Consider the following 26,604-nt stretch of genomic DNA (forward strand, 5'->3'; position numbering starts at 1 on the left):
CAACTTGTATAATACGCCCCATTCCAAACGGGGTCGTTAGCTCAGCTGGTAGAGCAGTTGGCTTTTAACCAATTGGTCGCGCGTTCGAATCGCGCACGACCCACCATTTTGGATGTCTTTCCTGTTACAACTCGATTATGGGTCGTTAGCTCAGCTGGTAGAGCAGTTGGCTTTTAACCAATTGGTCGCGCGTTCGAATCGCGCACGACCCACCATTTTTCCAAGTTTCTTTCTGTTTTTTCACCCCGTCTTAACGCACAATATCATTGTGTCTGTGTCTGTGTCTGTGTCTGTGTCTGTGTCTGTGCCCCACGATTTTTACCAGGCCTGGTAAAAAAGGCGGTTGCCAGCCTGATTAGACTGGCTTGGCCAGGCGTCTACAGATGCGCCTGAGCGATCTTTCGCAATTGAGGCACCATCAGGCCCGCCTCGTCGGCAAAACTAAGCGCCCGTTTGAGACGGGCTGGCGCTGAGCGCCCCATGCATTTGTGCGCCGGGTCGCCGTCAAAGGCAGTCAGCATGCCTTCCATAAGCTGATCTCGATCGTTGGTGTGGTCGGTCAACCAATCCTGAATGTCTAAAACATCACTGGCCACGCTTTTCATCAGTGCCGGGTGGGATTGGGCCAGGGTTTGGACGTCTCCGCCAACTTCCAGGCCTGCGATGTTGGTGGTAAGAATATACAGATTTTTTCTCACCAGTTCATACAACAACTCTTCGGATGAGCCCAATTGAACCACGGGGATGTCGAGTGTGGCCATGGCATCAAAAATAAGCTTGCTGTGTTTGCCGTAAACCGGGGAGGGCACCACAACCTTGGTGTCCATACCCGGCTTTTTTTCAAACCAGACACTGATGACAGTCGGACGTGGTATTTGTGAGGCCTGCCAGTCTCGGGGCAAGAGTTCGTTCTGAATCAATACGACGTCATGGGCCCAGGCTGCAGGAAAGTTTTGCATGACGCTGTGAATGTCGGCTTCGCCGACGGCCACAATCACCGCTTGCGGGTTGGGGATGGCTTGTGCCATCTGTTGGAGAGAGTCCTCGCGGCGAACGCCCTGAACCGGATAGCCCAGTTTCAAGCAACCTCGTGCAAACACGCTGCCGAGTTCGCCCATGCCGATCACAATGATTGGGTTTTGCATAGCCTTTCCTTTGGTTTTTTATCGTTGGTTTATTGTATCAAAGCTCGCAGGCAGAAGACTGCAACAAACGGCCAACAATGCATTAAAATAGTGCAAGAAGTCACCGTATAGCTCCCTCAAAAAGGATGGATGAATCATTATGGCCGAAAAACGAACCAAAATGAGCTGGCATTATTACGCGATGGCCCTGGGCGTCCTGCTGGGACTGATGGCGGCGACCCTGTCAGCCTGGGGAGCGATGGTCAGTGGGTTTGCGTTTGCGATTCTCTGTCATCCGGTGTTGCCGTTTAAAGGGCTGACACGCGGGGCATTTTTATTGGCGTTTGCCATTCTTTATGTGTTTGCGTTTCCCGATCCCGAAGTGGTTCGGTCAATGATGAACACCTGAGCGGTGAATGAAACGAGGCAAGGCAATGAGTCGTAAAGTCGGGCCGCCCGTGGCGGTCAGCGAGAAAGAAATTCTGGATGGGTTGACGACAGCGGTGGTCTGGATTGACTGTAACGAAAACATCGGTTACATCAATCTGTCGGCCGCGGAGTTGTTGCAGTTGAGCGCCCAGAGAGTCATTGGTGTCAATTGGCGGTACATATTGCCGCGGTTGCTGGATGATATCCGGGCCTGTGGCACCGGACGTCTGACCATTCACGAATACAGCATTCGTCTGCCGGATACGCAACGGCTGCATGTTACCTGCACCATTTCCTACTATGAGTTGGATGAGGCAGATGGCTGGCTGATCGAACTGTATGACACTGAGCGTCACCACCGGATTGTGGAAGAGGACGAACGCTGGCATCAGTACGAAGCCGGCAATTTGCTGGTGCGCACGTTGGCCCATGAGATCAAAAACCCGTTGGCGGGGATTTATGGCTCGACCCAGCTTCTACAGAAACGCTATCAGGACAATGATAAAGCTGGGCGTTATCTGTCTGTCATTTCAAAAGAGGTCAAGCGGCTGCAAAACCTGGTGGATCGAATGCTGGGGCCCAAAGGCGGCGAGGAGAAATCGCCTTTTAATATTCATGCCTTGATCGCTTATGTCTTGGACATTGTTCGCGGTGAAAAGCCCGATCATGTGTTTATCAAGTTGGATTATGACCCCAGTATTCCGGAAATTTCCATGGATTTTGAAGCCATGGTGCAGGCGTTGCTGAACCTGGTTAAAAATGCCATGGAAGCGATGGCTCAGCATGGCGGTCTGCTCACCATCAAAACCCGCGTGGAATCCAAGTTTACCCTTGGCACCAAAACATACCCACTGGTCGCGGTGATCAGTGTGATCGATGAAGGTGAGGGCATTCCCCCCGATGTGTTTGACTCTATTTTTTATCCGATGGTGACCAGCAAAGAATCCGGAACCGGGCTTGGGTTACCCGTTTCGCAAAACATTGTGCGCCAGCACGGTGGGCTGATCGTGGCCGAAAGTGAGCCTGGCAACACCGTTTTTAATATTTATTTGCCGTTTGACCACAACCGACAGACGTCTCAGCGCAAACGCTACAAACGATAGGAACGAACATAATGAGTGAACATAGCAATGCACAGGATGTGCCTTTAATCTGGATCGTGGACGATGACGCGTCCATACGCTGGGTCATCCGTGAGTCTCTGGATGAGCGCCCCTATGACGTTGAAGACTTTGGTTCCCCGCTGGAAGCCTTGCGTGAGCTCAAAACGGTCAAGCCCTCTGTGGTGATTTCTGATGTGCGCATGCCGGAAATGGATGGATTGGAGTTCATGGAGGCGATTCATGAGGTCGATCCGCAGATCCCCGTGATTATTATGACGGCCCATGCGGATTTGGATACCGCGGTCAAATCCTTTCAGAGTCGGGCATTTGAGTACCTGCCTAAGCCGTTTGAAATTGACGACGCTCTGTCGTTGATCGATCGGGCGGTGAAGCGTCACTTGTCCGGGGGCAAACGCAGCCGAAAACCCCGTCAGAGTAAACAACCGTTGAACATCATTGGTTCTGCTCCTGCGATGCAGGAGGTGTTTCGTATCCTGGGCCGAGTCTCACAGCTGGACGTCACTGTTCTAATTACGGGCGAAACCGGGACGGGGAAGGAATTGGTTGCGCGCGCCCTATATGAACTCAGTACGCGTGCCAGCGGTCCGTTTGTGGCGATCAATACGGCGGCCATTCCCAGAGATTTGCTGGAGTCGGAATTATTCGGCCACGAAAAAGGCGCGTTTACCGGGGCGCACACCCAGCGAATCGGTCGGTTTGAAGAAGCCGATGGGGGAACCTTGTTTCTGGATGAAATCGGTGATATGCCGGTTGATCTGCAAACCCGCCTGTTACGCGTTCTGAATGATGGCACCTTTTACCGGGTGGGCGGCAAAACCCCGATCAAAACCAATGTTCGGATAGTGGCCGCGACCCACCAGAATATGGCAGAACTGGTGCGCCAGGGACGTTTCCGTGAAGATTTGTTGTATCGACTGAATGTAATTCGTATCAAGGTACCGCCACTGAGAGAGCGCCGGGAAGATATTTTGCCGATCGTTCGTTACTATCTGAGTGAGGAAGCCAAACAGTATGATCTGGAAGAAAAGCGCCTGAGCCGAGAAGTGGAAAAATACCTGGTTCATCAGCCCTGGCCGGGGAATGTGCGCCAGATTCGAAGTCTGTGCACCTGGCTGACCATTATGGCGCCTGACAAGACGGTGCAAATGGATGATTTGCCATTGGAACTGCAACAGGGCAAGGAAAACTCTATGATGCTGGAGGCGATGGTGCAGACCGGTCAGTCCGATGAGCTCTCTGCGCAAGGAGGGGGGTGGCAAGCGCCGTTGCGTCAGTGGGCCGCTGAATTTCTACAATCCGGGCAAAAAGGGTTGCATACGCAGGCAGAGCCGCTGTTTGAAAAAGTGCTGATTGAAGAAGCGTTGCGTTACAGCCTTAATCATCGTCAGAAGGCGGCCGCGTTGCTGGGCTGGGGACGAAACACCCTGACCCGTAAAACCCAGGCATTGGGGCTGGACAAAGACGCACCATGATTCTGGAGGCCTGGCAATGGCTCACCACACCAGCGACACCCTTGGCGCGACGTTCTGGATTGCTCAAAGAAGCCATTGCCATGCAGGCTCGTTGCAAACGTTGTGAAGCGGCCTGGCAACCCCATTATCAGCGCTGCCAGCAAGCCATTCGAGAAGCCATGGCACAATCAAAGCGAAAGCGCATTCTTATGGTCATGGGCGCTGGATTGTTGCAAGACATTCCGTTGCACCAGGCCAGTGAAGCGTTTGAGCAGGTGTGGTTGGTGGACATGGTTTTTTTGCGCTCGGCCCGTCGCCTTGTTCGGGATCTGCCCAATGTGCGCCTGATTGAATGTGACCTGACCGAATCATTGACGGGTCTTTTTTCAGGCAGGACAGACATCGTTTCGCCGCAACGCTTTCTGGATGAACCGATCGATTGTGTGGTGTCTTTGAACGTGCTCACCCAGCTTCCCTTAACAGCCATTAGACCGGGATTGCACCGCAATCTTGAAGAAGCCGAACTCGAAAAAATGGGGCAAGCGCTGATTCAGGCGCATCTTGAATACCTGTCCAAATTTGACGCGGTGCGGTGCCTGATATGCGATCGTTGGGTCGCTGAATACGATGCGCAAGGCCAATGCATTGATGAACTGGACCCCGCCTGGGGTGTCAGGCTCCCAGCACCTGACACCACTTGGCTATGGCAGGTCATTCCCAGAGGAGAGTCGACCCAGGCTCCCGGTCATGAACGAACCCACAAAGTTGGGCGTTCGATCTGGTAGGTGCCCGAGTCTGAAAGGTGTGACGTTTGCAGGAGAGGGGGCACTGCCCCTCTTGAAAGTCTGTTAGAGTGCTTCCGGGCCTGTTTCGCCGGTGCGGATGCGGATGGTTTGTTCGATGTTGGTCACAAAGATTTTGCCATCGCCGATCTTACCGGTTTGTGAGGCATCGACCACCGCTTCAACCACCTGGTCTACCTGCTCTTCGCTGACAGCAATTTCAAGCTTAAGCTTCGGTAGGAAGTCTACAACGTACTCGGCGCCGCGGTACATTTCGGTGTGCCCTTTCTGGCGGCCATAACCTTTCACGTCGATCACGGTCATGCCGTGTACGCCAATGTCGTGCAAGGCTTCTCGAACGTCGTCCAGCTTAAAGGGCTTGATGATTGCCGTGATCATTTTCATAGTGTCGATCCTTTTTAATGGTTGATTCGTTCTGTGTTCGTTTTCGTTGGTGTCACAAGGTGATTTTGGGACTGTGGTCGGTTTCACCCTCGTCCGACGCATCAACGCTCGGCCGAGGCATGGTTTCGGTCGGGCTGGACGCCTGTGTCAGGGCTTCGCCCATGTTTACCCGTCGCTGCGGTGTTTGTTGACCCAAGTCCGGGCATTGGCCTTCCGGTGAAAGCAAAATCACTGTGGAGCCCATGTTGAACCGACCAAGTTCTTCCCCTTTTTCAAAGTTCAGACTCCGGTCACTGTAATCCCAGTGCTGGATCATTGTGCCATAAGGCGGGGTGACTTTGCCTTGCCAGACGGTTTCCATGCTGCCGACAAAAATGGCTCCGACCCAGATCATGCAAAAAGGCCCGTCTGGTGTTTCAAACCGGCAAATCACACGTTCGTTTCGGGCGAACAAGCCTTCGATCTGGCGAACCGTCGCCGGATTGACCGAAAACAGATCGCCCGGTACATACGTCATTGAAACCAAGCGTCCGGCTTTGGGCATGTGGATGCGGTGGTAGTCATGCGGCGCCAGGTAAATCACGGCATAATCGCCGTTTTTGAATTGTTTTGCGTACTCGATGTCACCGCCCAGCAGCGCAGGCAGGCGATAGTCATGGCATTTAGCTTGAATCAGCGTATCGCCTTGAATGCGGGCTGACTGGCTGACCACGCCATCGACCGGGCTGCACCAGCCATCGGGTGTGCTGTCTACTGGGCGGGCTTCGGGTTTGAGCGCACGGGTAAACAAGGCATTAAAATGAGGGTAGTTGTCGAGCACAGTTTCTTCGGCTTCACTCAGGTCAATACGATAGAGCCGGATCATCGTCTTCATAGTCGCCAGTTTGATCCAACGCACACGTATGCGCATAAACGCATGCATGCCCTTTGAAAGCCAATGTTTGGGGATCAGATACTGCGGCAGAACTTTGATCAGATCGCTCAGGTTTTGGGGCATGGTTCGGTGTCTCAGTGCTCAGAGTAGTTCTAAATTGGGTTGATTTTAAGGTATAATCGCGCAAATTTACAGCTTTGAATGCAAAGGAAGAATAATGTCGCAAATCAAGAAAGTGGTGCTGGCGTATTCCGGCGGACTCGATACTTCGATCATCGCAAAATGGTTGCAGGACGCTTACGAGTGCGAAGTGGTCACCTTTACCGCTGACATCGGTCAGGGCGAAGAGGTGGAACCGGCCCGTGCCAAAGCCCAGGCAATGGGTATCAAGGAAATCTATATTGAGGATTTGCGTGAAGAGTTTGCCCGCGACTTTGTCTTCCCGATGATGCGGGCCAATGCCATCTATGAGGGCGAGTACCGTTTGGGGTCTTCGATTGCCCGACCATTGATTTCCAAGCGTCTGGTTGAAATCGCCAAAGAAACAGGGGCGGATGCGGTCGCGCATGGTGCGACCGGTAAGGGCAATGATCAGGTACGTTTTGAATTGAACGCTTATGCTCTGATGCCGGATGTGAAAGTGATTGCGCCCTGGCGCGAATGGGATTTGCTGTCGCGTGAAAAGCTGATGGCGTATGCCGAAAAACACGACATCCCAATTGAAAACAAAAAAGGCAAAAAATCGCCTTATTCCATGGACGCCAATTTGCTGCATATCTCATACGAAGGCGGCATCATTGAAGATCCGGCCAATGAACCAGAGGAAGCCATGTGGTTGTGGAGCGTGGCCCCGGAAGCAGCCCCTGATACGCCGACTTATTTGGAATTGACTTATGACCATGGGGACATTGTCGCCATTGATGGCGAGTCCCTGTCGCCGGCAACGGTGATGGAGCGTTTGAACAAAGTTGGCGGGGCCAATGGCATCGGGCGTGATGATTTGGTTGAAAACCGTTTTGTGGGCATGAAAGCGCGCGGCTGTTATGAAACCCCGGGTGGGACCATTATGCTTAAGGCGCACCGCGCCATCGAGTCCATCACGCTTGATCGCAATGCGGCCCACTTAAAAGACGAACTGATGCCTAAATACGCCGAGATGATCTACAACGGTTTCTGGTTCAGTCCTGAGCGTGAAATGCTTCAGGCATTGATCGATCAGTCTCAGAAAGACGTCAGTGGCACCGTGCGCGTCAAACTCTACAAAGGCAATGTGACCGTGGTCGGTCGCTGGTCGGAAAAAAGCCTGTTTGATGAGGCCATCGCGACCTTCGAAGAGGACGGTGGCGCCTATGATCACAAAGACGCGGAAGGCTTTATCAAACTGAATGCGCTTCGTTTGCGTACTGCGGCGAAAAAGCGTCTTTAACGTCCATGTCTGACGTTCTGCCTGCTCCCAGAGATGTTTTTCGACGTCTGGATCTCTGGCTTGCCTTTGGTCTGGGCAGTGGGCTGGCACCCAAAGCGCCGGGAACCTGGGGCACCCTCGTGGGGACCCTGATCTTCATTCCGCTGTTACTGGTTTCGCCGATACTTGCACTGATGGTGCTTTTGCTGGGCATGGCTGTGGGCAGCTGGTTGTGTCAGCGTGCCGCCGACTGGGCAGGGGTTCACGATCATGGCGGCATTGTCTGGGATGAGTTCGTGGGCGTCTGGCTGGCGCTGATGGCATTGCCTGAACAAAGTTGGACCTGGTGGCTGGCAGCGTTCGTCGGCTTTCGTTTTTTTGATATCGTTAAACCCTGGCCCATTCGCTGGGTCGATCGCCATGTTCATGGTGGTGTAGGGATTATGCTGGACGATGTGCTGGCAGCCGTGATGACGGTCATTGTCATCTGGCTGGCGGTTGCTATTATTGGATAAATGAGAGGTTACAAAATGTTTACACCTTGTGACGAGTGTAAAGCCCTGATCAAAAATCAAAACGCGTATCTGGTGGATGTGCGAACCCCGCCGGAGTTTGAAGCTCAGCGCTTGCCCGGTGCCATCAACCTGCCTTTGCAGACATTGCAGCAGACGGCCGAACAAGCATTGGAAAAAGACCGTCCGGTGGTGGTGTTCTGTCGTTCCGGCTCGCGTTCGCAAATGGCCATGCAAATGCTCAATCAGATGGGCTATGAAGCGGTGTACAACATGGGGCCTTACCAGGCCTGGTATCAATGTGAGGATTGATTCCTTCGTTTTCTGATTGACTCAACAGCAGGCTACCTTATGAAACTGGCATTGCATTGGCAAATTCTGATTGCTCTGGTTCTGGCCGCCATCGCCGGCGCGGCTGTGGATACCGACACCACGCTGCTTGGCCTTTCCGTGGTGGCGGTGTTTACCTTTATCGGAACGCTGTTTTTAAATGCCCTGAAAATGATTGTGGTGCCGCTGGTGGTATCGGCCATTATCACCGGAATCAGCAAGGTCGGTTCTGCTGGCGGGTTTGAACGCTTGGGCGGTAAGACGCTGGGGTATTACTTGCTGACCAGTTTTATCGCCGTGTTGATTGGGCTCTTTTTTGTCAACACATTGCAGCCGGGGGTAACAGACGGTCCGGCACCCGTGCTGGAAACCGATCATGAAATGATGGCCGCCGTGGAAGGCAAAGGGGCAGGGGATGTGGTGGAAGTCTTTCTGCGCATGATCCCGGTGAATGTGGTGGATGCCGCGGCCCAAGGACAAATGCTGGGGCTGATCTTTTTCAGTCTGTTGTTCGGCTTTTTTATGACGCGCCTCAAAGGGGAGCTACGCGATACGTTGACCCGCTTCTGGGAAGGTGTGTTCGAAGTCATGCTGCTGATCACTCAACTGGTGATGAAGTTCTCCCCCATTGGGGTGTTTGGTTTGGTGGCGGCTTCCATTGCCAACACCGGGTTTGACCAGTTTGGTAATCTGGCGTTGTTTTTTATGACGGTGGTGTTAGCGCTGCTGGTGCATGCACTGATTGTGATGCCTCTGATTCTGTATTTTCTGGGGGGGGGCAAAAATCCGTGGCTGCATTATCAGGCCATGGCGCCTGCGTTGCTGACCGCCTTTTCTACCAGTTCATCGTCCTCCACTTTGCCGGTGACGTTGACATCGCTGGAAAAGCGTGCCGGGGTGTCCAACCGGGTGTCCAGTTTTGTTCTGCCGTTGGGGGCGACTGTTAACATGGATGGCACCGCCTTGTATGAGTGTGTGGCCGCCATTTTCATTGCGCAGTTGTTTGGTGTGCCGTTGGATTGGAGCACCCAGTTGCTGATTGTGGTGATTGCGCTGACCACCTCAATCGGGGTGGCTGGCATTCCCTCCGCAAGTCTTGTGGCGATCAGCATCATTCTGGTGGCAGTGGGGTTGCCGGCGGAGGCGATTGGTCTGTTGCTGGTGGTGGATCGGCTGCTCGACATGATGCGTACCACGGTGAATGTGTTCAGTGACTCGGTCGGTGCCGTCGTGATTGCCCGCTCCGAAGGGGAAAAAGACGTGCTCACGACCAAGGCGTTTTAATCCATGCAGACGCGTTTCCAATGGCCGGAACTTTCCGGTCTGATTCAGAAGTCGGACAGTGAAGCATCGCTGGCTCAGGCACTTTTGTCGGTGATGCAGACCCACCTGGATGAATTAACGCCATCCTTGATTCAAGACCTGTCTCACATCAGTCACTTTGCCCAATTTGATGGCGGCATGACAGTGTTATCAGTAGAGGCTTTGGCCAAGGATCGATTCAAGCTGCGTTACCAGTATGAATGGGCCTTAAACTGGAATTGTGCGGGCGAAACCGGTTCGGGGACGGTGACCGAATCCATGCGTTTCCGTCTGGATCGAGATCATCTGGAATTGCTACCGCTCAAGCTGGATTGAGCGTTCCCCCAACCGACAACTCGGTCGTGTCAATGATTGCCACGCCAATAATGCCACTGGGCACCCATTGGAGTGACTTCAACCCACCAGGCTTGTGGGCGCCAGTCACCCAGCACCCAACGTTTTCCATAGACCCCGGGACGGTGCGTATGTCCGTGAAGGATTCGCTGGGTATCCGGATAGGCCTGCATCAGTGCCTGCAGCGCTGAGTCATTCACATCTGTGATGTTTTGGGCCTTGCGGCCCCCGAATTTCTGCGACTGGTCTCGCATCTTACGTCCGATTCGTTGACGAGTCTGGGCCGGCAGTCGCAGGAATGCGCCCATGACCCAAGGGTGACGCAAAATGCGTCGCATGCGTTGATAGCCATGGTCCGACGTGCAGAGTTCATCCCCATGCAACAGAAGCCATTGTTCGCCGTTTAGGTTGAGTCGGTAGGGTGGGGTCAGGCGGGTGATGCCCGTGGCGTGATAAAAGTCGTGGCGCATCAGAAAGTCACGATTGCCTTCAATCAAGTTGACCTCAATGCCGCTTTGGGTTAAGGCTCGGAATTTGGCGATGCTTTGGGCGTAGTCCTGAAGACCGATGTCGTCGCCGACCCACATTTCAAACAGGTCTCCCAGAATGTAAAGCTGGTCCACCGACTGGGTCAGGCAATCGTCCAGGAAATGATGAAACGTGGCGTTGACCTCGGGCACAGCCTCGACTTCCGGCAAAAGATGCACATCGGCGACAAATCGAGTGCGGGGGCGGTCGTTCACGAGCTCTGCGTGGACTCAACGCGCGTGTTTTCGATCACGATGTCATCCACCGGCACGTCCTGATGCCCGCGTCGACTGGTGGTGTCCACTTTGGCCATCTCATCAATGACGTCCAGGCCGTCAGTAATGCGACCAAAGACCGCATAGCCCCAACCTTGCATGTCTTTGCCGGTGTGGTCGAGAAAATCATTGTCCACCAGATTCATAAAGAATTGGGTCGTAGCCGAATGGGGATCCATGGTGCGGGCATAAGACAGACTGCCGCGTACGTTTTTCAAGCCGTTGTCGGCTTCATTCTGAATGGGCTCACCTGTGGGTTTTTGCTCCATGCCCGGCAACATGCCACCGCCCTGAACCATAAAGCCCGGAATGATGCGGTGAAAAATGGTGCCATTGAAAAAGCCGTCCTCAGCGTATTTCAGAAAGTTGGCAGCCCCGATGGGCGCGTTTTCATGGTCCAGTTCGACGGTGATGTTTCCCAGAGTGGTTTCAAACGTAACGCTCGACATAATCATGATATCCGTTTTTGTAAAAGTTCAGATGTGCCCGGCACAGACACCAGGCCTGGTAAAAAAGAAGGGGTTATTTGATCTGGACCACTTTTTCCATAATGATCGGTTCCAGAGGCACATCGCCCATGCCGTTTTTAAAGCCGGTTCGGGCGGTGCGGATTTTGTTAACGGTGCGCATGCCTTTGATCACACGCCCAAAAACGGCATATCCATAAGCGCGTGGCGTTTTTTCACGAAAATCAAGAAAGGTGTTTTTAGCCACATTGATGAAAAACTGGGAAGTGGCCGAATGCGGGTCGTTGGTGCGTGCCATGGCCACCGTCCCCACACGGTTGCGCAAGCCGTTGTCGGCTTCGTTGTGAATGGGGCCGTGGGTCAGTTTTTTCTGCAGATCCGGGGTGAAACCGCCACCCTGCACCATAAAGTCCGGGATCACGCGGTGAAAAATGGTGCCGTTGTAAAACCCTTCATTCACATAACGCAGAAAGTTCTCCACCGACTTGGGCGCCTTTTCCGGGTACAGTTCCAGGACAATATTACCCTGATTGGTCTCGATCAGTACCTGCGGCTTGTCAGCCGCCTGGGCTGGCCAGACAAGCAGGCTGGACAGAAACAGAATAAAAGCAGTAAGGCTTTGGCGCATGCGATTCTCCCGGTGGTTTTAAAACGAACGACATTTTAGCATGATCCGAGCCGATCGGGCAGTGGCATTTGTCTGTCCGGGATTCGCATGGGTGGCTTCTGCCATCGGTGCTTTATGCTATAATTCGCCCTTTTCATGGCACGACACTAGACTAGCTCAAAGACAGGACCCATTCATGACGAACGTGACGGATGACACCGCGACCGAAACGGTCAAACCCACCAACTTCATTCGCAATATCATTGATGAGGATTTGGCGAAAGGCAAACATGACCGGGTGGTGACGCGTTTTCCGCCAGAGCCGAACGGTTACTTGCACATCGGGCACGCCAAATCGATCTGTCTGAATTTTGGGCTGGCGGAAGATTATCAGGGCGATTGCCATTTGCGTTTTGACGACACCAACCCAATCAAAGAAGAGGCGCATTACATTGACGCCATCAAAAAAGACGTGGCCTGGCTTGGTTTTGAGTGGGCCGGGAATCCGCGTTTTTCTTCCGATTATTTTCAGACCTTTTATGACAGTGCCTGTGAACTGATCGACAAAGGTCTGGCCTATGTCTGTTTTCTCGATGCCGAACAAACCCGCGCCTATCGTGGTACCTTGACCGAAGCGGGGACAGACAGTCCTTATCGTGATACTTCGCCCCAAGAAAATCGCACTTTGTTTGAGCGCATGCGAAAAGGTGACTTTGCGGAAGGGGAATGTGTTCTGCGCGCCAAAATTGATATGGCATCCAGCTTTATCTGTATGCGCGATCCCACCCTGTACCGCGTGCGCTTTGCTCACCACCACCAAACCGGGGATCAGTGGTGTATCTACCCGATGTATGACTTTGCGCATTGTATCTCCGATGCCATTGAAGGGGTGACGCATTCCCTCTGTACGTTGGAATTTCAGGATAACCGCCGCCTTTATGATTGGATCCTGGAACACCTGGATGCGTTCAACCGTCCGGATCGTCCGCATCAATATGAGTTCTCACGCTTGAATCTGGCTTATACCATGATGTCCAAGCGTCGTCTGCAACAACTGGTTACAGAGGGCGTGGTGTCTGGCTGGGATGATCCGCGTATGCCGACTCTGTCTGGGTTGCGTCGTCGGGGTGTGACCCCGGCCGCCATTCGCGATTTTGCCGAGCGCATCGGTATTTCCAAAGTCGATTCGCTGACGGAGATGGCCATTCTGGAAGCGGCGATTCGTGATGACCTCAATGTGGTGGCGCCGCGCACCATGGGGGTGTTGGACCCGATCAAGCTGGTGATCGAAAATTACCCAGCCGATCAGCTGGAAACACTGGAGGCGCCGATTCATCCCCAGAATGAAACAATGGGAACACGGACAATCCAGTTCGGACGTGAGGTCTATATTGATCGGGCCGATTTCATTGAGCAGGCTCCGAACAAGAAATGGAAACGTCTGGCGCTGGGCAAAGAAGTTCGCCTGCGTAATGCCTATGTGGTCAAGGCCGAGCGCATGGAAACCGACGAAAACGGTGAGGTGACCACGGTGTATGCCACTTATGACCCGGAAACACTGGGGCAGAACCCGCCTGATGGACGAAAGGTCAAAGGCGTGATTCATTTTGTGGAGGCTTCGACTGCGGTGGCAGCGGAATTTCGTGAATACGATCGTCTGTTTCAGGTGCCGGAACCGGCTCGAGAGGACGATTTCAAGTCGGTTTTGAATCCGCAATCCTTGAGTGTTAAGCATGGTTTTGTGGAGCCGGGGATGGCGCAGGCGCAACCGGAGCAGTCTTATCAGTTCGAACGGGAAGGTTATTTCTGTCGTGACAATGCCGAAGATTCGAGTGCGCTCGTCTTTAACAAAACCGTCGGATTGCGCGATACCTGGAGCCAGAAAGCATGACATTGAAAATCTATAACACCGAAACCAAGCAGAAAACGACCTTTCAACCGATTGAGCCGGGCAAAGTGGGTCTGTATGTATGCGGGGTCACCGTTTATGACTATTGTCATGTCGGCCATGCCAGGGTGATGGTGGTGTTTGATACGGTGGTGCGTCATTTGCGGGCACTGGGGTATGAAGTGACCTATGTGCGCAACATCACCGACATTGACGATAAAATCATTCAGCGAGCGCTTGAGAATCAGGAGCCGGTGCAGGCACTGACCGAGCGTTTTATTGACGCCATGCACGAAGACGAAGCGGCTTTGAATGTGCTGCGACCGGATCAGGAACCGCGTGCCACCGCTTTCATGGGACAGATTGAGCAAATGATTCAGACACTGATTGACAAAGGGCATGCCTACGCCGCTGACAATGGAGACGTGTACTTTCATGTGAAGTCGGACCCGGATTATGGTCGTCTGTCTGGCAAGACGCTGGATGAATTGGTGTCCGGATCACGTGTTGAAGTCAATTCGGCGAAGAAAGATCCACTGGATTTCGTGTTGTGGAAAGCGTCCAAGCCGGAAGAGCCGGCCTGGTCCTCACCCTGGGGAGAAGGGCGTCCGGGATGGCACATTGAATGTTCGGCCATGGCCACCCAGTGTCTGGGGCAGCACATCGACATTCATGGCGGCGGGTTGGATCTGAGTTTTCCACACCATGAAAATGAAATCGCGCAATCGGAATGTGCGACCGGCGAACAGTACGTCAACACCTGGATGCACTGTGGTTTCGTGCGCATTGACGATGAGAAGATGTCTAAGTCGCTGGGCAATTTTTTTACCATCCGAGAGGTGCTCAAAGCCTATCACCCTGAGGTGGTGCGATACTTCCTGTTGGCGAGTCATTATCGAAGCCCGGTGAACTATTCCGAAGAGACGCTGGAGGCGGCCAAAGCGAGTCTGCATCGACTTTATACCGCTTTGGAGTCGGCACCTGCTTCCGAGACCAGTGAATCGGAACCGACCGATGCGTGGCGTCAGGCGTTTGATGACGCCATGAATGATGATTTCAATACGCCACAAGCGCTGGCAGTGTTGTTTGATCTGTCCAAAGCCCTCAACAAAACGCCGAGCCATGCGTTGCATGAATGCTTGCAGTCTCTGGGTGGGCGTTTGGGCTTGCTGCAAGTGTCACCCGAGGCATTTTTCAAATGGCAGCCGTCCCAGTCCGCTGACGCGGAAGGTGCCCTGGATGACGCCCGGATTGAGACGTTGATCGAGGAGCGTGCTCAGGCAAGACAGAACAAAGACTTTGCTCGGGCCGATGCGGTTCGCGATGAGTTGTTGGCTGCTGGCATTGAGCTGTTGGACGGGCCGCAAGGCACGACCTGGCGACGTGTTTAAATGCGCATCTATGATAAATAAAATCAATGGCGCAGACTGTCTCAATGATTTTATTTATATTATGGTTTGACAATATAAGGCTTTCCTAATAAGATAGAAGATATTCATGTTTCTTCATGAGTATCCTCCTCTGATTATTTCAAATTTGAAGTAATGTTCAGCCCCGTCTTTGAGCGGGGCTTTTTTTTGCCTGCTTTTTTTGATGTCTGTCAGCGTCGAGTTGCTTGGGTGGGATGACCGGCATGACATTCTGCAGTCGGTCATAACGGCCTTTGAGGTTGGACTGAAAGATCGTCGTGTATTCCAGGACCGCTTTCACGTATTTGCGAGTCTCATTAAAGGGGATGGTTTCCACCCAACGATCCGCTGGTAGGGCACGACGTTCAGGGCGCCAGGCGTCAACTCGTTTGGGGCCTGCATTGTACGCGGCGGTCGCCATGACACGGTTTCCCTGATACTTATCGATTAGATATCGCAGGTAAGCGCTGCCCAGTGCGATGTTGGATTCCGGCCGTGTCAGACGGGTATAGTCGCGTTTTTTAAAGCCATTTTGCCGACCGATGTAACGGGCGGTCCGGGGCAGTAGTTGCATCAAGCCAATGGCGCCGGCGGGGGAACTGATGTCAGCGGAAAAAGCACTTTCTCTTCGAATGACGCCATAGACCCAGGCCGGATCAATCTGATTGTCATCGGCGGCCTGAAGCACGGGTTCTTTGTAAGGGGTGGGAAAACGCAGTGAGAGATCGTCCCATTTCTTGACGCGGGACACGGTCTGGATGGCCAGAGCATGCTGATTCCAGTTGGACATGAGTTGGGCGACGCCTTCGAAATCTGCCTCATCCAGGCGGTCCAGCAGATGATACCACTCCCGCTTGAAACTGTAACGCCAGCCAATCGCCTTGAGCTCTTCCAGGATGTTAATCTGGGGGTATTTCTGTTTCAGCTCGGGGAGTGGCGTCGGGTTGGTGGTGGCTGGATTGAACCGATAGGGAAGGTTCAGTCGATCGGCAGACAGAAAACCATAGTAACTGCGTGTTTTGGCCAGTGACTGCCAGATACGAACGGCGGCCGGATCTTTGTTGAGTTCGTCCAGCGCCCGGGCAAGCCAGTACTGCCAGCGTTCATCCTGTTGTTCGGTTTGAGGTAAACGCTCGTAAAGAGACAGGTAATGCTCCCAGTCGCCCTCACGAATAGTGGAGCGCATTTCCCAGTGCATGGCATCCACGTCTTTGTTTTCAACGTCAACCTGCTTTAAAAAATCTTTGGCTTTGGGGTGGTGGCGATAAGCCAGGCGTAAGGACAGGCGTGTATGAAGGGCATCGTGTTCTTTCTGATTGAGGCCGTATTGCTCGCGACGTTTTGCGAGTTCGGAGAGGGCGTTTTCAGGGTCCTGATAGCTCAAGCGTTGCAGGGCCTGCTTAAAAATCTCTTTTCGAATGACTGGGGTGACAAATCCAGGCAAGGCCTGTTCGATGCGTTCGGGGTGACGATAGACCTTAATCCAGAAACGCAGTTGTTTCTGATCGGTTGCTGACAGGTCGCGAGCCAGGCGCTTGGCGGTACGGGTATGGCCTTTGTGCATGGCCCGGATCACTTTTTGCCAGACGCGGGCACCGGTGATCAAGTTGTGTTTTTTTAAATGCGCTGTGACGGGGTTGCACTGACGTGGCAAGGTGAGGTTGGTTTGCCAGAAGGCCAGCATGTCTTCGTTTAACGCGCTGTCTTGAGTCGAAACGTCCAGTCGAGCCCGATAATAGTAGCAGCTTAGATCTTTGGCGCGGTATTCGCCCGGACGATAGTGCGTCAGGAAGGTGTCCCATTTTTGCTGTTTGCCCAGTTTTCTCAGCCAGCGATCCTTCAGGCGCCTGGGTAGGGGGCTGTCGGGAGAGTAGCGTTCCAGAAAATAAGCCACAAGCCGGTCCGGGGTCACAGAGAGGTGGTGTTTGTAGTCCAGGTATACCAGATAGGGGTAGAGTGAATAGTCTTTGAGAGTCTGCTTGTATCGGGCGATTAAGGGCCGGTCATTGGCCTTGATGGCCTCGTAGGCTTCAAGAAATGACCGTTGCTCTTCTGTGAGCTGACTTCGGTCGACCGCAGCGTGAGAGAGAGAGGATGTCACAACCAGCACGAGACCCAGTGAGAGGGTAAAAGCCGATGTCAGACGTTTAAAGACCAGGCCTGGTAAAAAAGCCATTTTTCGGGTCATGCGGCTTAACTGTTGATCCACACTTGCAGCTCGGTGCCGGGTTGCAGAACATCGTTGGCGCTCAAACCATTCCACTTGCACAAGTCATCGGTACTGACCTGATATTTTCTTGCCACGACCCACAGGCTTTCGCCTTTTTTGAGGGTGTAGGAAATTTTTCGGGAGGCGCTGCTGGTTTGGACGCGCAGAGTCTGTCCGGGACGTAAGGTGCTGTTGCGTGAAAGCCCGTTCCAGCGCGCCAGTTGATTGATGCTGGTGTCATAGAGGCGCGCAATCGACCACAGGCTTTCACCCCGGCGAACAGTGTGGCGATAAGTGTCCGCGCGATCGCTACGCGAAGCCACTTGGCTGGTTGCCTGGCTGCCTGGTACGGGAATCAGCAGGGTTTTGCCAGCGCGGATGAAGTCAGAGCGCATGTTGTTGAGCTGTTTGATCAGGCCGACCCGCGTACCGTATCGCTGAGCGATGAGTCCCAGGTTTTCTCCGGAGCGAATCTGGTGCCGACGCCAGTTAACCGCATATTGATTGGGCGCCTGCTCATAATCCACTTTGAAGTGTTCGGCCACGTCCAAAGGCAAGACCAGTTTGTGGTGGCCGTTTGGCGGGGTTGCCTGGCGCAGGAACCCCGGATTAAGGTTCTTTAGCAGAGACGATGGCATATCGGTTTTTTGTGCCACTTTCTGCAGAGAAATCTGTCCCTGAATTTCGACGGTGGTGATGAATGGTTTGTTTGCCACCGGCTCCAGCGGAATATGATAACGGTCTTTATGGCTGATGATGTGCGAAATCGCCAGCAATTGCGGCACGTAATGGCGGGTTTCGCGGGGCAGATAAGGCTGAAGGTTCCAGAAGGTAGCAGGGGCGTCCGGGCGGGCTCGTTTTAGTCGGCGAGTGGCTTTGCGAACATTGCCATAGCCGGCGTTATAAGAGGCAAGCGCCAGGAGCCAGTCGTAGTTGTTTTGTTTGTAGAGCGATTGCAGGTAGTCCAGGGCGGCCAGAGTACTGCGGTAGACGTCGTGACGGCCATCGTACCACCAGCTGCGTTTGAGCCCATACATATAGCCCGTCGCGGGCATGAATTGCCAAAGGCCAGCGGCACTCATGTAAGAGCGTGCATAGGGGTAAAAACCACTTTCTACGATGGGAAGCAGGGCCATTTCAAAGGGCATCTGCCGTTTTTGAATTTCCTGCAGAATGAAGTAAAGATAAGGTTTGGCACGCTTTGAGACACGCTGCAGGTAGGATTTCTTTTTCAGGTAGGACTGAATATAGTCCTGGTAATTATGTGTGTTGGCGGGCGTCAGGAATAAGTGGTCTCCAATGGTGTCCCAAAGGTTGTCATAAATGGGTTTGGGTTCTGAAAACACATAAAACTGGTCCAGTGCCGTGGTTTGGGCAGTTTGGGTGGTCAGAGGCTGCAATCGGTAAAGCCCTTGCAGGGTGAGGGTTTCCAGTGTTTCGATTGACAGTGTCTGATAGGTCGCCGACAGGGGCGCTGCACTCACTGGAAGCTTGCCTGTGGTGCTGTCCACAGTCGTTTCAGAGGTCGATGCGGTTGGGTTGGCGAAGTTCGTGGATAATTGAGCACACCCGGTCATAAATGAAAGGGTGAGGGTCAGCCCAGCGCCGGCCAAAGACCGGGGAAGCCAGCTTGTTAAGCGAGTTGTGCGCCGTGTCATTTAATCGTTCAGTCCTTTGTCTAATTCGTCGGTGGCGTCCAGGTCATCTTTCCAGGCCCGAAGCCGGGCAAAGTAGGTGGCTGGTGCCGCCTGTGCCAGTTCAGGTGAACGGGCTTGGAGTGTTTGGGATAAGGGCGCATCCAGATATCGCAGAAACGGATTGGTGACCTTTTCTTCACACAGCAATGAAGGTACGGTGCATTGCGCTTGACGACGCAAAGTGCGAACGCGTTCCAGACGTTCCGTGATCGCCTGATTATCCGGTTCGGCGATGTGTGCAAACATCAGGTTGGGATACGTGTATTCATGACCGCAATAGACCAGGCAATCGCCGGGCAAGGCTTTGATTTTCATCAGAGAACGATGCATTTTTTCCGGGTCATGGTCCCAGATTTTGCCGCAACCGCCGGCAAAGAGCAGATCGCCGCTGAACAGTGCCTGCGGGTGATGGAAGCAGATGTGGTCATCGCAATGGCCGGGGGTTTCCAGGACGTCAAATCGCTCGCCTAATACGTTCAGCGCATCCCCTTCTGAGACCGGATGTGTGATGTGTTCGCCAAACGGTCCCTGTTTGAAGCCAATCACCTCGGCTTGTGGAAACTGCCCCTTCAAGGTGCGTACCCCATCGACGTGATCGTAATGGTGGTGCGTGATTAGAATGCCAGCAATGTTGAGCTGATGGGTTTCGCAATAAGCCAGAATGGGCGCTGCCTCCCCGGGATCAACCACATAACATTGGCTTTGCGCTGACACGGTTGGGTCGGCTTGCATGATGACCCAGCTGTAGTTGTCGGACAGTGTTGGCAGTCGGTGGATGTGCATGCGTGAAAAAATGAGGTTGTTATAATGAATCTATTCTAACAAAACAATTGCGTTTGGGTATGACGAATACGGCCTTTCAGAGCTTTTTGCTGCGCTGGTTTCAGCAAAAAAACAATCGCACGCTCCTGCAACAGGAACAGGCTTTACTTTCCCATGCTTTGTCGCATGTTTTTGGGCTCTATCTGCTTCAGCTTGGGCGGGTCTGTCCCGATTCGGTGCTGAAGGGTAATCGTGCGCGGCATCATATTCTGATGGATCAGTCGTTGAAGCCTTTTCATTCTCAAGGGTTAGAGGGCATCGAAGCCGATATTGACTATTTGCCGCTCAAAGCCGACACGGTTGATGCCATGGTCCTGCCCCACACGCTGGAGTCGGTGCGAGACCCTTACCATCTGTTGCGCCAGATTGATCAGGTGCTGATCCCGGAGGGGCACTTGATTGTGACCGGCTTCAATCCCTGGGGGTGTCTGACTATGCGTCATCGTCTGGGCGAGCATCGCTCTGTTTTTGCGCAGGCTAATATGATTCGGGCGCATCGATTGGTGGATTGGTTAAGTCTGCTGGGCTATGACATTGAATGGCTCAATTATTCACCCATCACTTGCTTCAAACGGCCCAAATCCCTGGCCGAGTGGGAGCGCTCTCTGGATCAGGGAGAACGCCAATGGGGGCAGAGTTTTGGCAATCTTTATTGCCTGCACGCAAAAAAACGGGTATCCGCCCCAACGCCGGTTGGTCTGAACTGGCGATTGACCGATTGGTTGGGTCTCAAACGGCCAGGGACCGTAACGGCGAACTCGAGCGGTGCCGGACGTTATGATCTGGGGGATTCGCCAGAGCGACGTCCAGCCAGGAAGGAAATGAGTTGAGCTTGCCTGGCCGCTCACGCCAGTTAGAAAACAACAACACAAGAGAATCCTATGAAGAAAGTTTATCTCTATACCGATGGTGGTTGCCGTGGCAACCCGGGTCCGGGCGGCTGGGGCGCGGTCCTGGAGTATGACGGTCACCAGAAATGCTTGAAAGGCAGTGCGCCGGAGACGACCAACAATCAGATGGAGTTGACCGCCGCGATCAGAGGGCTGGAGGCGTTGACGCGCCCCTGTGATGTGGTGCTGACCACCGATTCGCAATATGTAAAAAACGGCATTACCCAGTGGATGGCGAATTGGAAGCGCAATCAGTGGCGCACCGCGGCAAAAAAGCCAGTGAAAAATAAAGCTTTATGGCAGGCCCTGGATGAAGCAGTCGGGCGGCATAATGTGTCCTGGCACTGGGTCAAAGGGCATGCCGGCCATCCTCAGAATGAGCTGGCGGATGCGCTGGCGAATGAAGCGATGGACGCGCTGTTGCACGCCGATTAAGAGGCTTTACCACTGGATGGACTGGCCGCTGCTCTCGCCAATTTCGCTCAGTTTTGACTGGTGAGCGCTCAATTCCTCTTCGCTGGCCTGAATCACTCTGAGTGGTTTTTTGCGTTGCACGCGTACGGTTTGAGCCGTGCCCTGGCTGGCCTCGTCGTCCTGACTCAGTCCCAGTGCGGTTTGTCCGCCGGTCATTCTTAAATAAACATCGGCCAGGATTTCCGAATCCAGCAAGGCGCCGTGAAGCGTTCGGTTGGAATTGTCGATCTCAAGCCGTTTGCACAAAGCATCCAGCGAGGCGCGCTGGCCCGGGTAATGTTTTTTCGCCAGCTTCAAGCTGTCTGTGATCTGGCAGTGGTCTTCGATTTTGCCCCAGGGGTTGTTGGGCAGTTGAGACAGTTCATGGTTGATGAAGCCGACGTCAAAGGGGGCATTGTGGATAATCAGTTCGGCGCCCTGGACGAAATGCATAAAGGCGTCGACGATGTCGGCAAAGACGGGCTTGTCTTTCAGAAATTCGTCGGTAATCCCGTGGATGGCAATGGCATCGGCGGGCACGCTTCTTTCCGGGTGCACATACTGATGGTAGTTGTTGTGGGTGAGTTGGCGTTTGACCAGCTCGACCGCCCCGATTTCAATGATCTTGTCCCCTTGTTCCGGGTTGAAACCGGTGGTCTCGGTATCGAGCATAATCTGTCGCATGGGCTGTCCTTTCTTTTCACGGGCGCGTAAAATAATGCCACCATTTTAAACCAATCATGAAGGAAAACGCATGCGAATCAAACCAGGCAGTCAAGTGACATTTCATTACGAGCTCCGAGATGAGAAGGGCCAATTGCTCGATAGCACCTTTGGGGGCGACCCGGTGCACTATGTGCATGGAGAAGGAGAGATTGTCACCGGCCTAGAGAAACTCTTCGAAGGGGAAGAGCCGGGGTTTGAAGCCAAAGTCACCCTAACACCGGAAGAAGCCTACGGGGTTCGCCAGGAAGAGTTGGTGGTCTATGCTTCACCGGAAAATTTTGATGACAACGTCACGCTGGAAATCGGCGAAGTGGTGGAAACCCAGGACCCAGAAGGGCAAGTGGTTCAGTTCAAAATTGTCGAAATTGACGAAGATAAAGTGTATCTGGATGGCAACCATCCTCTGGCGGATCAGACGTTGCAATACAAAGTCGAGATCATGGAAGTGGCCTGATTTGAGCAGAAGGGCAGAGCTGCCCTTCGTAGTGTAATGCTCAGTCGTCGAGGTCGCCGCATTTGAGGTTGCCGGGCACGGCGATGTCGATGCGCTTGGGATTAGGCAGGTTCATCGCATCCATGATGGTTGAAAAATCCTGATAGGATTTCTGGTTACCAGCCCGCTGGTTGAATTGTTTTTCTTCACCGATGGTTGACTGGGTAAACCCGCGGTAATCATGGGCAGGGAAAACCATGGTGTCTTCCGGTAACTGGAACAGGATTTCGGTCAGTGAATGGTACATGGCCTCGTTGGATCCCAGTTGAAAGTCGGTGCGACCGCAGTCCCGAACCATTAACGTATCGCCAGTGAAAACGGCCCCGTCGATCTGGTAGGTGATGTCATTGTTGGTGTGCCCGGGGGTGTGCAGCACGCCAACCCGCTGCGTGCCCAGAAAGAATTCATCGCCGTCAACGGCCAGAATGTCTGCGCATTCGGATTCGGAATTCTTATGCACCACCAGCTGGCCACCGATACGCTTGCGCAAAGGACCGGCGCCGGTGATGTGGTCGGCATGGATATGGGTTTCCAGTAAATATTTCACGTTCAGGCCCAACTCACGGATGTGCGTTTCATCCCGATCGACTTTTTCCAGTACGGAATCGATCACAGCGGCCTCGCGGGTCTGTTCATCCCAAATCAGATAGGTATAGGTCCAGGTGTCGGCATCAAACAGTTGACGGATTTGCATAAACGTCCTTCTCCTTGGTTGTTCAATTCATTATGCAGGTTTTTCGCTTGGACTCAATGCTGCTTATCATTAGATAAAAATATTTAATTATGAAGGGTGCGGGCATAAAAAAACCCGATTTTCACCAGGCCTGGTAAAAATCGGGTCAGAATGATTGAGTCGGTTGGCCAAAAGAGGCCGAAGACAGTTTAAAAATCGTATAACAGGGTCAATACGGTTTCGGTGTCTTCTTTTTTCTTGCCCTCGGCGGGTGTATCGTTGTAGCGATATTTATACGCCAGACGCAAATTCAGACTGCCATTGAGGTTTACTTTTAAACCGGTATGGGTTTCATAAATCGTTTGTTCGCCCCCTGAAAAAATGGACAGGTCCTGCAGAAAGCGCACGCGCTCGTTGAGTCCGTATTCAAAGTTGCCATAGAATTTGCCGATGATCTGACTGGTGTCGTCTTCACCGGATTCAGAAGTGTATTCAATGTTCTGATAACCGGCACCCAGTTCGGCTTGCAAGACCAGGTTTTTTTGTTTGTAAAAATTGTAACCCAGACCGGCCAGGTAGTAAGTGGACAGGTCAATGGACGCAAACCGATCTTGCTCGGCACGGAACTGCCCAAACCCATAGGCTTTAGGGTGGCTGGAGATGAACAGGTTGGCTTGAAGATCGCCCAGATAGCGCTCCTGAGTTTTGTTGCCATCTTCTGATTTGTTGGAACCTTCAACCAGCCCCTTCAGTTCATAGGCTTTTTGCAGATAATTCAGCTTCAAAGCACCATAAATGGATTCGGTTTCGGTGTTGCCGGTGGTTTGAGAGTAACCGGCTTCGCCTGAACCGCTCAGGCCAAGTTCTTGTTCTTCGGCCATAGCGGCTGTCAAGCTGTTGGCCAGGAGCAGGCTGCTAGCAAGCAATGTCTTTTTCATAAAACCTCTCGTCGATAACGTTGAAAATATTGAAAGCACGCAGACATCCCCGGTCACAAAGCGCCCCGAGACGTTTGCAGAAATGGGGAATTCAGTCTTTCGGGTTGGAAAGGTGGTGGACGTGCAGGTCCATCTGTGGGAAGGGAATGGACAGCCCCGCCTCGTCAAAGGCCAGTTTGACCTTTTCGTTCATGTCCCATTTGACCGGCCAGAGATCGTCTGTGTTGACCCAGGGGCGTACGGCAAAGTTGATGCTGGAGTCGCCCAGTTCCGTGATGAATACCGTGGGCGCAGGGTCCTTGAGAATCCGTTCGTCTTCGGCCACCAGTTTTTCCAGTACCTGTTTGGCCACACGCACATCGTCGTCGTAGGCAATGCCGAACACCATGTCTGCCCGGCGTGTTGGTCGGGTGGAGTGATTGATGATGTTGTCCTGATAGATGTTGCCGTTGGGAATCAGAATTTCTTTGTTGTCGGTGGCACGAAACACCGTATTGAAAATGCTGATGTGCTCGACGATGCCAGCGGTGCCCGCCGCTTCAACAAAATCGCCCACCTTGAACGGTTTGTTGATCAGCAACATGACCCCGGCGGCAAAGTTTTGCAGTGAATCCTTCAGCGCCAGCCCGACTGCCAGGCCGGCGGCACCGAGCAGAGCCACCAGTGATGTGGTATCGATGCCCAGCTGAGTCAAAGCGGCGATGATGACAAACAGGGTCATGACCGTGCGAGCAATCGACACCACGAATCGGGTCAGCATTTCGTCCATTTTGCTACGCTCAAGCGCGCGGTTGAGCAGACGGCTCAGACCTTTGACCACCCAGCGACCCACCACAAAGATCAACAGCGCGAACACAATGTTGGTGCCCCATGGCAGTATCACGGTGTTCCAGAGCGACTCGGCGTTCAGTTGATCAATGTTCCAGTTCATGGTGAGGTCCTTGCGTTAGGGAGAGTGCGAATAAAGTGCCAAAATCATAGCAGAGCCGGCAAAAGGCATGCAAACGATTTTGTTATGAGGCGGTAACTTAGAGGCCGTATTGCAATGTTTTTGCATGGAACGGCCGTGACAGACCTTTATCAGTTTTATTTAACCACCTTGTAGGCAGAGAGCGCTTTGGGTTCGTGTTCAAAGTTTAGGGGGCGGATGGCGGGCAGGCCCTGGTGGTAAGGAATGGGGCGCTCGCCCTTGATCAGTGGCTGAAGGTAATCGATGGCTTCCTGGGTGATGTCCATGCCATTTTCGGTGAGGTAGTGATCGGGAACGGTTTTTTCAAGATCGGCCACCTCCATCAGGTTGACATTGCGATAGCGCCAGACCAGCGGGTTGTGACCGATCACTTCAATCACCGGCAACACGCCGTGGTGACCGTCCAAAGCAGCCTGTACGGCCGCTTTTCCAGCGCGGTACGCCATCTCCCAATCGGTCTGGGAGACCATGTGACTGGCGGAGCGTTGCAAATAATCGGGCACGGCAAAGTGGGTTTTGCACTGTAATTGTTCGGCCACCAGATGTGACAGGGTGCTTGCCACGCCACCCAGTTGTGTGTAGTCCCGGTTGTGCGTGTGTTCGACGTTTTCGATCGAAAGGTATTGGCCGTTTTCATCGGTCAAACCTTCCGAGGCCACGCAGACGCAGTACCCTTTGTCTTCGATGAGGGATTGCACGCGCTTGAGGAAGGCATCGCGGTCAAACGTGCGTTCAGCGGGCAGGATCAGAAGCGGCACATCGGGGATGATGGTTTTGATCAGCCCGCCGGAAAGCGCCAGCCAGCCGACATTGCGTCCCATGGCTTCCAGACAAAAAAAGCGCGTGGAGGTGTTATGCATGGAAAACAAGTCCAGGGTCGCTTCCAGCAAACTGGTGGCCAGATACTTTGCCGCACTGCCGAAACCGGGGCTGCAATGAGACAGCGCCAGGTCGTTGTCAATGGTTTTGGCCACACCAATGCAGGTCACAGGGTGTCCCTTGGCCGAGCAATAGTCAGCGACTTTTTGTGCCGTGACCATGGACCCGTTGCCACCGTTATAGAAAAAATACCCGATGTCGTAGTGTTTGAAGACTTCGAGCACGCGTTCATACTGCCCAGGATTTTCTTCCAGCCCATCCAGATCAAACCGGCACGCCTGAAAGGCCGCGCCGGGTTGGGTTTTGAGACGATCCAGTACGTCTTCGGACAGAGCGGAGACATTGATTAATGACTCTTCCAGGACGCCGACCACACCGTTGACGGCGGCGTAGATGGTGCCAAATGTTTCCGGGTGACGGCGGACCATTTCGATGACGCCCGCCGCACTGGCATTGATGACGGCGGAGACGCCGCCTGCCTGGGCATAGATCACATTACGAGGAGAATGACTCATGCAAACCCTTTTTTGCTCGATGATTCTAGAAAAACAATGCGTTGTATTGTAAAAAGCTTGGCCATTGGATGCA

28 protein-coding genes and 2 tRNA genes are annotated in these 26,604 nt (G+C 53.3%); 16 read left to right on the forward strand and 14 right to left on the reverse strand.

Going from position 1 to position 26,604, the window contains the following annotated elements:
• Positions 1 to 30 precede the first annotated feature (30 nt).
• Together AVO41_RS04010 and AVO41_RS04015 are read left to right on the forward strand one after the other, a co-directional pair.
• A tRNA-Lys gene (locus AVO41_RS04010) sits at positions 31 to 106 on the forward strand.
• Positions 107 to 139: 33 nt separating this feature from the next.
• Positions 140 to 215, forward strand: a tRNA-Lys gene (locus AVO41_RS04015).
• A 162-nt stretch (positions 216 to 377) separates the two neighbouring features.
• On the opposite strand, the gene AVO41_RS04020 is transcribed toward AVO41_RS04015, so the two are convergent.
• Positions 378 to 1,145, reverse strand: a complete 768-nt coding sequence (locus AVO41_RS04020; RefSeq protein ID WP_068582877.1) for a hypothetical protein — start codon at positions 1,143 to 1,145, stop codon at positions 378 to 380.
• 139 nt (positions 1,146 to 1,284) lie between these two features.
• Here AVO41_RS04020 and AVO41_RS04025 point away from each other — a divergent pair, with 139 nt between their 5' ends.
• Genes AVO41_RS04025 through AVO41_RS04040 form a run of 4 tightly spaced genes read left to right on the forward strand, consistent with a single transcriptional unit; the run spans position 1,285 to position 4,913 of the window.
• Positions 1,285 to 1,533: a hypothetical protein gene (locus tag AVO41_RS04025; RefSeq protein WP_068582880.1), complete on the forward strand. Its 249-nt coding sequence runs from the start codon at positions 1,285 to 1,287 to the stop codon at positions 1,531 to 1,533.
• 25 nt (positions 1,534 to 1,558) lie between these two features.
• A complete protein-coding gene (glnL, locus tag AVO41_RS04030) occupies positions 1,559 to 2,656 on the forward strand; it encodes a nitrogen regulation protein NR(II) (RefSeq protein WP_068582885.1) in 1,098 nt (365 codons plus the stop codon).
• Positions 2,657 to 2,667: 11 nt separating this feature from the next.
• Positions 2,668 to 4,149: a nitrogen regulation protein NR(I) gene (gene ntrC / locus AVO41_RS04035; protein WP_068582888.1), complete on the forward strand. Its 1,482-nt coding sequence runs from the start codon at positions 2,668 to 2,670 to the stop codon at positions 4,147 to 4,149.
• Complete coding sequence (locus AVO41_RS04040) at positions 4,146 to 4,913, forward strand: hypothetical protein (protein WP_068582890.1); 768 nt, start codon at positions 4,146 to 4,148, stop codon at positions 4,911 to 4,913. The genes ntrC and AVO41_RS04040 overlap by 4 nt, the downstream gene beginning before the upstream one ends.
• Positions 4,914 to 4,976: 63 nt before the next feature.
• Here the strand turns inward: AVO41_RS04040 and AVO41_RS04045 are convergent, their stop codons facing one another.
• On the reverse strand, positions 4,977 to 5,315 hold the full coding sequence (locus AVO41_RS04045; RefSeq protein WP_019894085.1) for a P-II family nitrogen regulator: 339 nt from the start codon (positions 5,313 to 5,315) through the stop codon (positions 4,977 to 4,979).
• A gap of 52 nt (positions 5,316 to 5,367) precedes the next feature.
• Positions 5,368 to 6,312 carry an archaetidylserine decarboxylase gene (gene asd, locus AVO41_RS04050; RefSeq protein WP_068582894.1) on the reverse strand — a complete coding sequence of 315 codons (945 nt, stop codon included), beginning with the start codon at positions 6,310 to 6,312 and terminating at the stop codon, positions 5,368 to 5,370.
• 94 nt (positions 6,313 to 6,406) lie between these two features.
• On the opposite strand from asd, the gene AVO41_RS04055 reads away from it, so the two are divergent.
• From AVO41_RS04055 to AVO41_RS04075, 5 genes are read left to right on the forward strand one after another with little or no spacing between them, the layout of a single operon-like run.
• Positions 6,407 to 7,615 carry an argininosuccinate synthase gene (locus AVO41_RS04055; RefSeq protein ID WP_068582897.1) on the forward strand — a complete coding sequence of 403 codons (1,209 nt, stop codon included), beginning with the start codon at positions 6,407 to 6,409 and terminating at the stop codon, positions 7,613 to 7,615.
• A gap of 5 nt (positions 7,616 to 7,620) precedes the next feature.
• The gene (locus AVO41_RS04060; protein ID WP_068582900.1) at positions 7,621 to 8,109 is read left to right on the forward strand and encodes a phosphatidylglycerophosphatase A; all 489 of its coding nucleotides are present in this window, start codon (positions 7,621 to 7,623) and stop codon (positions 8,107 to 8,109) included.
• Positions 8,110 to 8,124: 15 nt separating this feature from the next.
• A complete protein-coding gene (locus AVO41_RS04065; RefSeq protein ID WP_068582902.1) occupies positions 8,125 to 8,418 on the forward strand; it encodes a rhodanese-like domain-containing protein in 294 nt (97 codons plus the stop codon).
• 39 nt (positions 8,419 to 8,457) lie between these two features.
• Entirely contained in the window at positions 8,458 to 9,720 is a 1,263-nt protein-coding gene (locus AVO41_RS04070; protein WP_201022834.1) for a dicarboxylate/amino acid:cation symporter, read from the forward strand.
• Between the two features lie 3 nt (positions 9,721 to 9,723).
• Positions 9,724 to 10,074: a hypothetical protein gene (locus tag AVO41_RS04075; protein ID WP_068582906.1), complete on the forward strand. Its 351-nt coding sequence runs from the start codon at positions 9,724 to 9,726 to the stop codon at positions 10,072 to 10,074.
• Between the two features lie 29 nt (positions 10,075 to 10,103).
• Here the strand turns inward: AVO41_RS04075 and AVO41_RS04080 are convergent, their stop codons facing one another.
• From AVO41_RS04080 to AVO41_RS04090, 3 genes are all read right to left on the reverse strand, one after another.
• Complete coding sequence (locus tag AVO41_RS04080) at positions 10,104 to 10,835, reverse strand: UDP-2,3-diacylglucosamine diphosphatase (protein WP_068582909.1); 732 nt, start codon at positions 10,833 to 10,835, stop codon at positions 10,104 to 10,106.
• Positions 10,832 to 11,344, reverse strand: coding sequence for a peptidylprolyl isomerase (locus AVO41_RS04085; protein ID WP_201022835.1), 513 nt, complete (start codon positions 11,342 to 11,344; stop codon positions 10,832 to 10,834). The genes AVO41_RS04080 and AVO41_RS04085 overlap by 4 nt, the downstream gene beginning before the upstream one ends.
• Before the next feature lie 73 nt (positions 11,345 to 11,417).
• Positions 11,418 to 11,990 (reverse strand): peptidylprolyl isomerase, encoded by a 573-nt coding sequence (locus AVO41_RS04090; RefSeq protein WP_068582913.1) that lies wholly within the window; start codon positions 11,988 to 11,990, stop codon positions 11,418 to 11,420.
• Between the two features lie 175 nt (positions 11,991 to 12,165).
• On the opposite strand from AVO41_RS04090, the gene AVO41_RS04095 reads away from it, so the two are divergent.
• Together AVO41_RS04095 and cysS are read left to right on the forward strand one after the other, a co-directional pair.
• Complete coding sequence (locus tag AVO41_RS04095) at positions 12,166 to 13,860, forward strand: glutamine--tRNA ligase/YqeY domain fusion protein (protein ID WP_068582916.1); 1,695 nt, start codon at positions 12,166 to 12,168, stop codon at positions 13,858 to 13,860.
• Entirely contained in the window at positions 13,857 to 15,248 is a 1,392-nt protein-coding gene (gene cysS, locus AVO41_RS04100) for a cysteine--tRNA ligase (protein WP_068582920.1), read from the forward strand. The genes AVO41_RS04095 and cysS overlap by 4 nt, the downstream gene beginning before the upstream one ends.
• A gap of 157 nt (positions 15,249 to 15,405) precedes the next feature.
• Here cysS and AVO41_RS04105 read toward each other — a convergent pair whose 3' ends face one another.
• The 3 genes from AVO41_RS04105 to gloB all read right to left on the reverse strand — a co-directional run bounded on the left by AVO41_RS04105 (position 15,406) and on the right by gloB (position 19,955).
• On the reverse strand, positions 15,406 to 17,475 hold the full coding sequence (locus tag AVO41_RS04105) for a lytic transglycosylase domain-containing protein (protein ID WP_235584651.1): 2,070 nt from the start codon (positions 17,473 to 17,475) through the stop codon (positions 15,406 to 15,408).
• Positions 17,460 to 18,959 (reverse strand): LysM peptidoglycan-binding domain-containing protein, encoded by a 1,500-nt coding sequence (locus AVO41_RS04110; RefSeq protein WP_235584652.1) that lies wholly within the window; start codon positions 18,957 to 18,959, stop codon positions 17,460 to 17,462. Before AVO41_RS04110 ends, AVO41_RS04105 begins: the two co-directional genes overlap by 16 nt.
• Before the next feature lie 174 nt (positions 18,960 to 19,133).
• Entirely contained in the window at positions 19,134 to 19,955 is an 822-nt protein-coding gene (gloB, locus tag AVO41_RS04115) for a hydroxyacylglutathione hydrolase (RefSeq protein ID WP_068582929.1), read from the reverse strand.
• A 59-nt stretch (positions 19,956 to 20,014) separates the two neighbouring features.
• Here gloB and AVO41_RS04120 point away from each other — a divergent pair, with 59 nt between their 5' ends.
• Both AVO41_RS04120 and rnhA read left to right on the forward strand, forming a co-directional pair.
• Positions 20,015 to 20,824 carry a methyltransferase domain-containing protein gene (locus AVO41_RS04120; RefSeq protein WP_068582932.1) on the forward strand — a complete coding sequence of 270 codons (810 nt, stop codon included), beginning with the start codon at positions 20,015 to 20,017 and terminating at the stop codon, positions 20,822 to 20,824.
• A gap of 51 nt (positions 20,825 to 20,875) precedes the next feature.
• On the forward strand, positions 20,876 to 21,319 hold the full coding sequence (gene rnhA / locus AVO41_RS04125) for a ribonuclease HI (protein WP_068582934.1): 444 nt from the start codon (positions 20,876 to 20,878) through the stop codon (positions 21,317 to 21,319).
• Positions 21,320 to 21,325: 6 nt separating this feature from the next.
• Here rnhA and dnaQ read toward each other — a convergent pair whose 3' ends face one another.
• Positions 21,326 to 22,021, reverse strand: a complete 696-nt coding sequence (gene dnaQ / locus AVO41_RS04130) for a DNA polymerase III subunit epsilon (RefSeq protein ID WP_068582937.1) — start codon at positions 22,019 to 22,021, stop codon at positions 21,326 to 21,328.
• A gap of 70 nt (positions 22,022 to 22,091) precedes the next feature.
• Here dnaQ and AVO41_RS04135 point away from each other — a divergent pair, with 70 nt between their 5' ends.
• Positions 22,092 to 22,517: a peptidylprolyl isomerase gene (locus AVO41_RS04135; protein ID WP_068582939.1), complete on the forward strand. Its 426-nt coding sequence runs from the start codon at positions 22,092 to 22,094 to the stop codon at positions 22,515 to 22,517.
• Between the two features lie 40 nt (positions 22,518 to 22,557).
• On the opposite strand, the gene AVO41_RS04140 is transcribed toward AVO41_RS04135, so the two are convergent.
• From AVO41_RS04140 to AVO41_RS04155, 4 genes are all read right to left on the reverse strand, one after another.
• Complete coding sequence (locus AVO41_RS04140) at positions 22,558 to 23,250, reverse strand: MBL fold metallo-hydrolase (RefSeq protein WP_068582941.1); 693 nt, start codon at positions 23,248 to 23,250, stop codon at positions 22,558 to 22,560.
• 188 nt (positions 23,251 to 23,438) lie between these two features.
• A complete protein-coding gene (locus tag AVO41_RS04145; RefSeq protein WP_068582943.1) occupies positions 23,439 to 24,167 on the reverse strand; it encodes a YdiY family protein in 729 nt (242 codons plus the stop codon).
• Between the two features lie 91 nt (positions 24,168 to 24,258).
• Positions 24,259 to 25,098, reverse strand: coding sequence for a mechanosensitive ion channel family protein (locus AVO41_RS04150; protein WP_068582946.1), 840 nt, complete (start codon positions 25,096 to 25,098; stop codon positions 24,259 to 24,261).
• 155 nt (positions 25,099 to 25,253) lie between these two features.
• Positions 25,254 to 26,531, reverse strand: a complete 1,278-nt coding sequence (locus AVO41_RS04155) for a 6-phosphofructokinase (protein ID WP_068582949.1) — start codon at positions 26,529 to 26,531, stop codon at positions 25,254 to 25,256.
• Positions 26,532 to 26,604 lie beyond the last annotated feature (73 nt).

It is taken from the genome of Thiomicrospira sp. WB1 (assembly GCF_001507535.1).
Classification (GTDB): domain Bacteria; phylum Pseudomonadota; class Gammaproteobacteria; order Thiomicrospirales; family Thiomicrospiraceae; genus Hydrogenovibrio.

Bases quoted from the DNA above. Each gene is read 5' to 3' on its own strand.
- AVO41_RS04020 (WP_068582877.1), bottom strand. From the start codon at position 1,145: ATGCAAAACCCAATCATTGTGATCGGCATGGGCGAACTCGGCAGCGTG.
- AVO41_RS04025 (WP_068582880.1), top strand. From the start codon at position 1,285: ATGGCCGAAAAACGAACCAAAATGAGCTGGCATTATTACGCGATGGCC.
- glnL (WP_068582885.1), top strand. From the start codon at position 1,559: ATGAGTCGTAAAGTCGGGCCGCCCGTGGCGGTCAGCGAGAAAGAAATT.
- ntrC (WP_068582888.1), top strand. From the start codon at position 2,668: ATGAGTGAACATAGCAATGCACAGGATGTGCCTTTAATCTGGATCGTG.
- AVO41_RS04040 (WP_068582890.1), top strand. From the start codon at position 4,146: ATGATTCTGGAGGCCTGGCAATGGCTCACCACACCAGCGACACCCTTG.
- AVO41_RS04045 (WP_019894085.1), bottom strand. From the start codon at position 5,315: ATGAAAATGATCACGGCAATCATCAAGCCCTTTAAGCTGGACGACGTT.
- asd (WP_068582894.1), bottom strand. From the start codon at position 6,312: ATGCCCCAAAACCTGAGCGATCTGATCAAAGTTCTGCCGCAGTATCTG.
- AVO41_RS04055 (WP_068582897.1), top strand. From the start codon at position 6,407: ATGTCGCAAATCAAGAAAGTGGTGCTGGCGTATTCCGGCGGACTCGAT.
- AVO41_RS04060 (WP_068582900.1), top strand. From the start codon at position 7,621: ATGTCTGACGTTCTGCCTGCTCCCAGAGATGTTTTTCGACGTCTGGAT.
- AVO41_RS04065 (WP_068582902.1), top strand. From the start codon at position 8,125: ATGTTTACACCTTGTGACGAGTGTAAAGCCCTGATCAAAAATCAAAAC.
- AVO41_RS04070 (WP_201022834.1), top strand. From the start codon at position 8,458: ATGAAACTGGCATTGCATTGGCAAATTCTGATTGCTCTGGTTCTGGCC.
- AVO41_RS04075 (WP_068582906.1), top strand. From the start codon at position 9,724: ATGCAGACGCGTTTCCAATGGCCGGAACTTTCCGGTCTGATTCAGAAG.
- AVO41_RS04085 (WP_201022835.1), bottom strand. From the start codon at position 11,344: ATGTCGAGCGTTACGTTTGAAACCACTCTGGGAAACATCACCGTCGAA.
- AVO41_RS04090 (WP_068582913.1), bottom strand. From the start codon at position 11,990: ATGCGCCAAAGCCTTACTGCTTTTATTCTGTTTCTGTCCAGCCTGCTT.
- AVO41_RS04095 (WP_068582916.1), top strand. From the start codon at position 12,166: ATGACGAACGTGACGGATGACACCGCGACCGAAACGGTCAAACCCACC.
- cysS (WP_068582920.1), top strand. From the start codon at position 13,857: ATGACATTGAAAATCTATAACACCGAAACCAAGCAGAAAACGACCTTT.
- gloB (WP_068582929.1), bottom strand. From the start codon at position 19,955: ATGCACATCCACCGACTGCCAACACTGTCCGACAACTACAGCTGGGTC.
- AVO41_RS04120 (WP_068582932.1), top strand. From the start codon at position 20,015: ATGACGAATACGGCCTTTCAGAGCTTTTTGCTGCGCTGGTTTCAGCAA.
- rnhA (WP_068582934.1), top strand. From the start codon at position 20,876: ATGAAGAAAGTTTATCTCTATACCGATGGTGGTTGCCGTGGCAACCCG.
- dnaQ (WP_068582937.1), bottom strand. From the start codon at position 22,021: ATGCGACAGATTATGCTCGATACCGAGACCACCGGTTTCAACCCGGAA.
- AVO41_RS04135 (WP_068582939.1), top strand. From the start codon at position 22,092: ATGCGAATCAAACCAGGCAGTCAAGTGACATTTCATTACGAGCTCCGA.
- AVO41_RS04140 (WP_068582941.1), bottom strand. From the start codon at position 23,250: ATGCAAATCCGTCAACTGTTTGATGCCGACACCTGGACCTATACCTAT.
- AVO41_RS04145 (WP_068582943.1), bottom strand. From the start codon at position 24,167: ATGAAAAAGACATTGCTTGCTAGCAGCCTGCTCCTGGCCAACAGCTTG.
- AVO41_RS04150 (WP_068582946.1), bottom strand. From the start codon at position 25,098: ATGAACTGGAACATTGATCAACTGAACGCCGAGTCGCTCTGGAACACC.
- AVO41_RS04155 (WP_068582949.1), bottom strand. From the start codon at position 26,531: ATGAGTCATTCTCCTCGTAATGTGATCTATGCCCAGGCAGGCGGCGTC.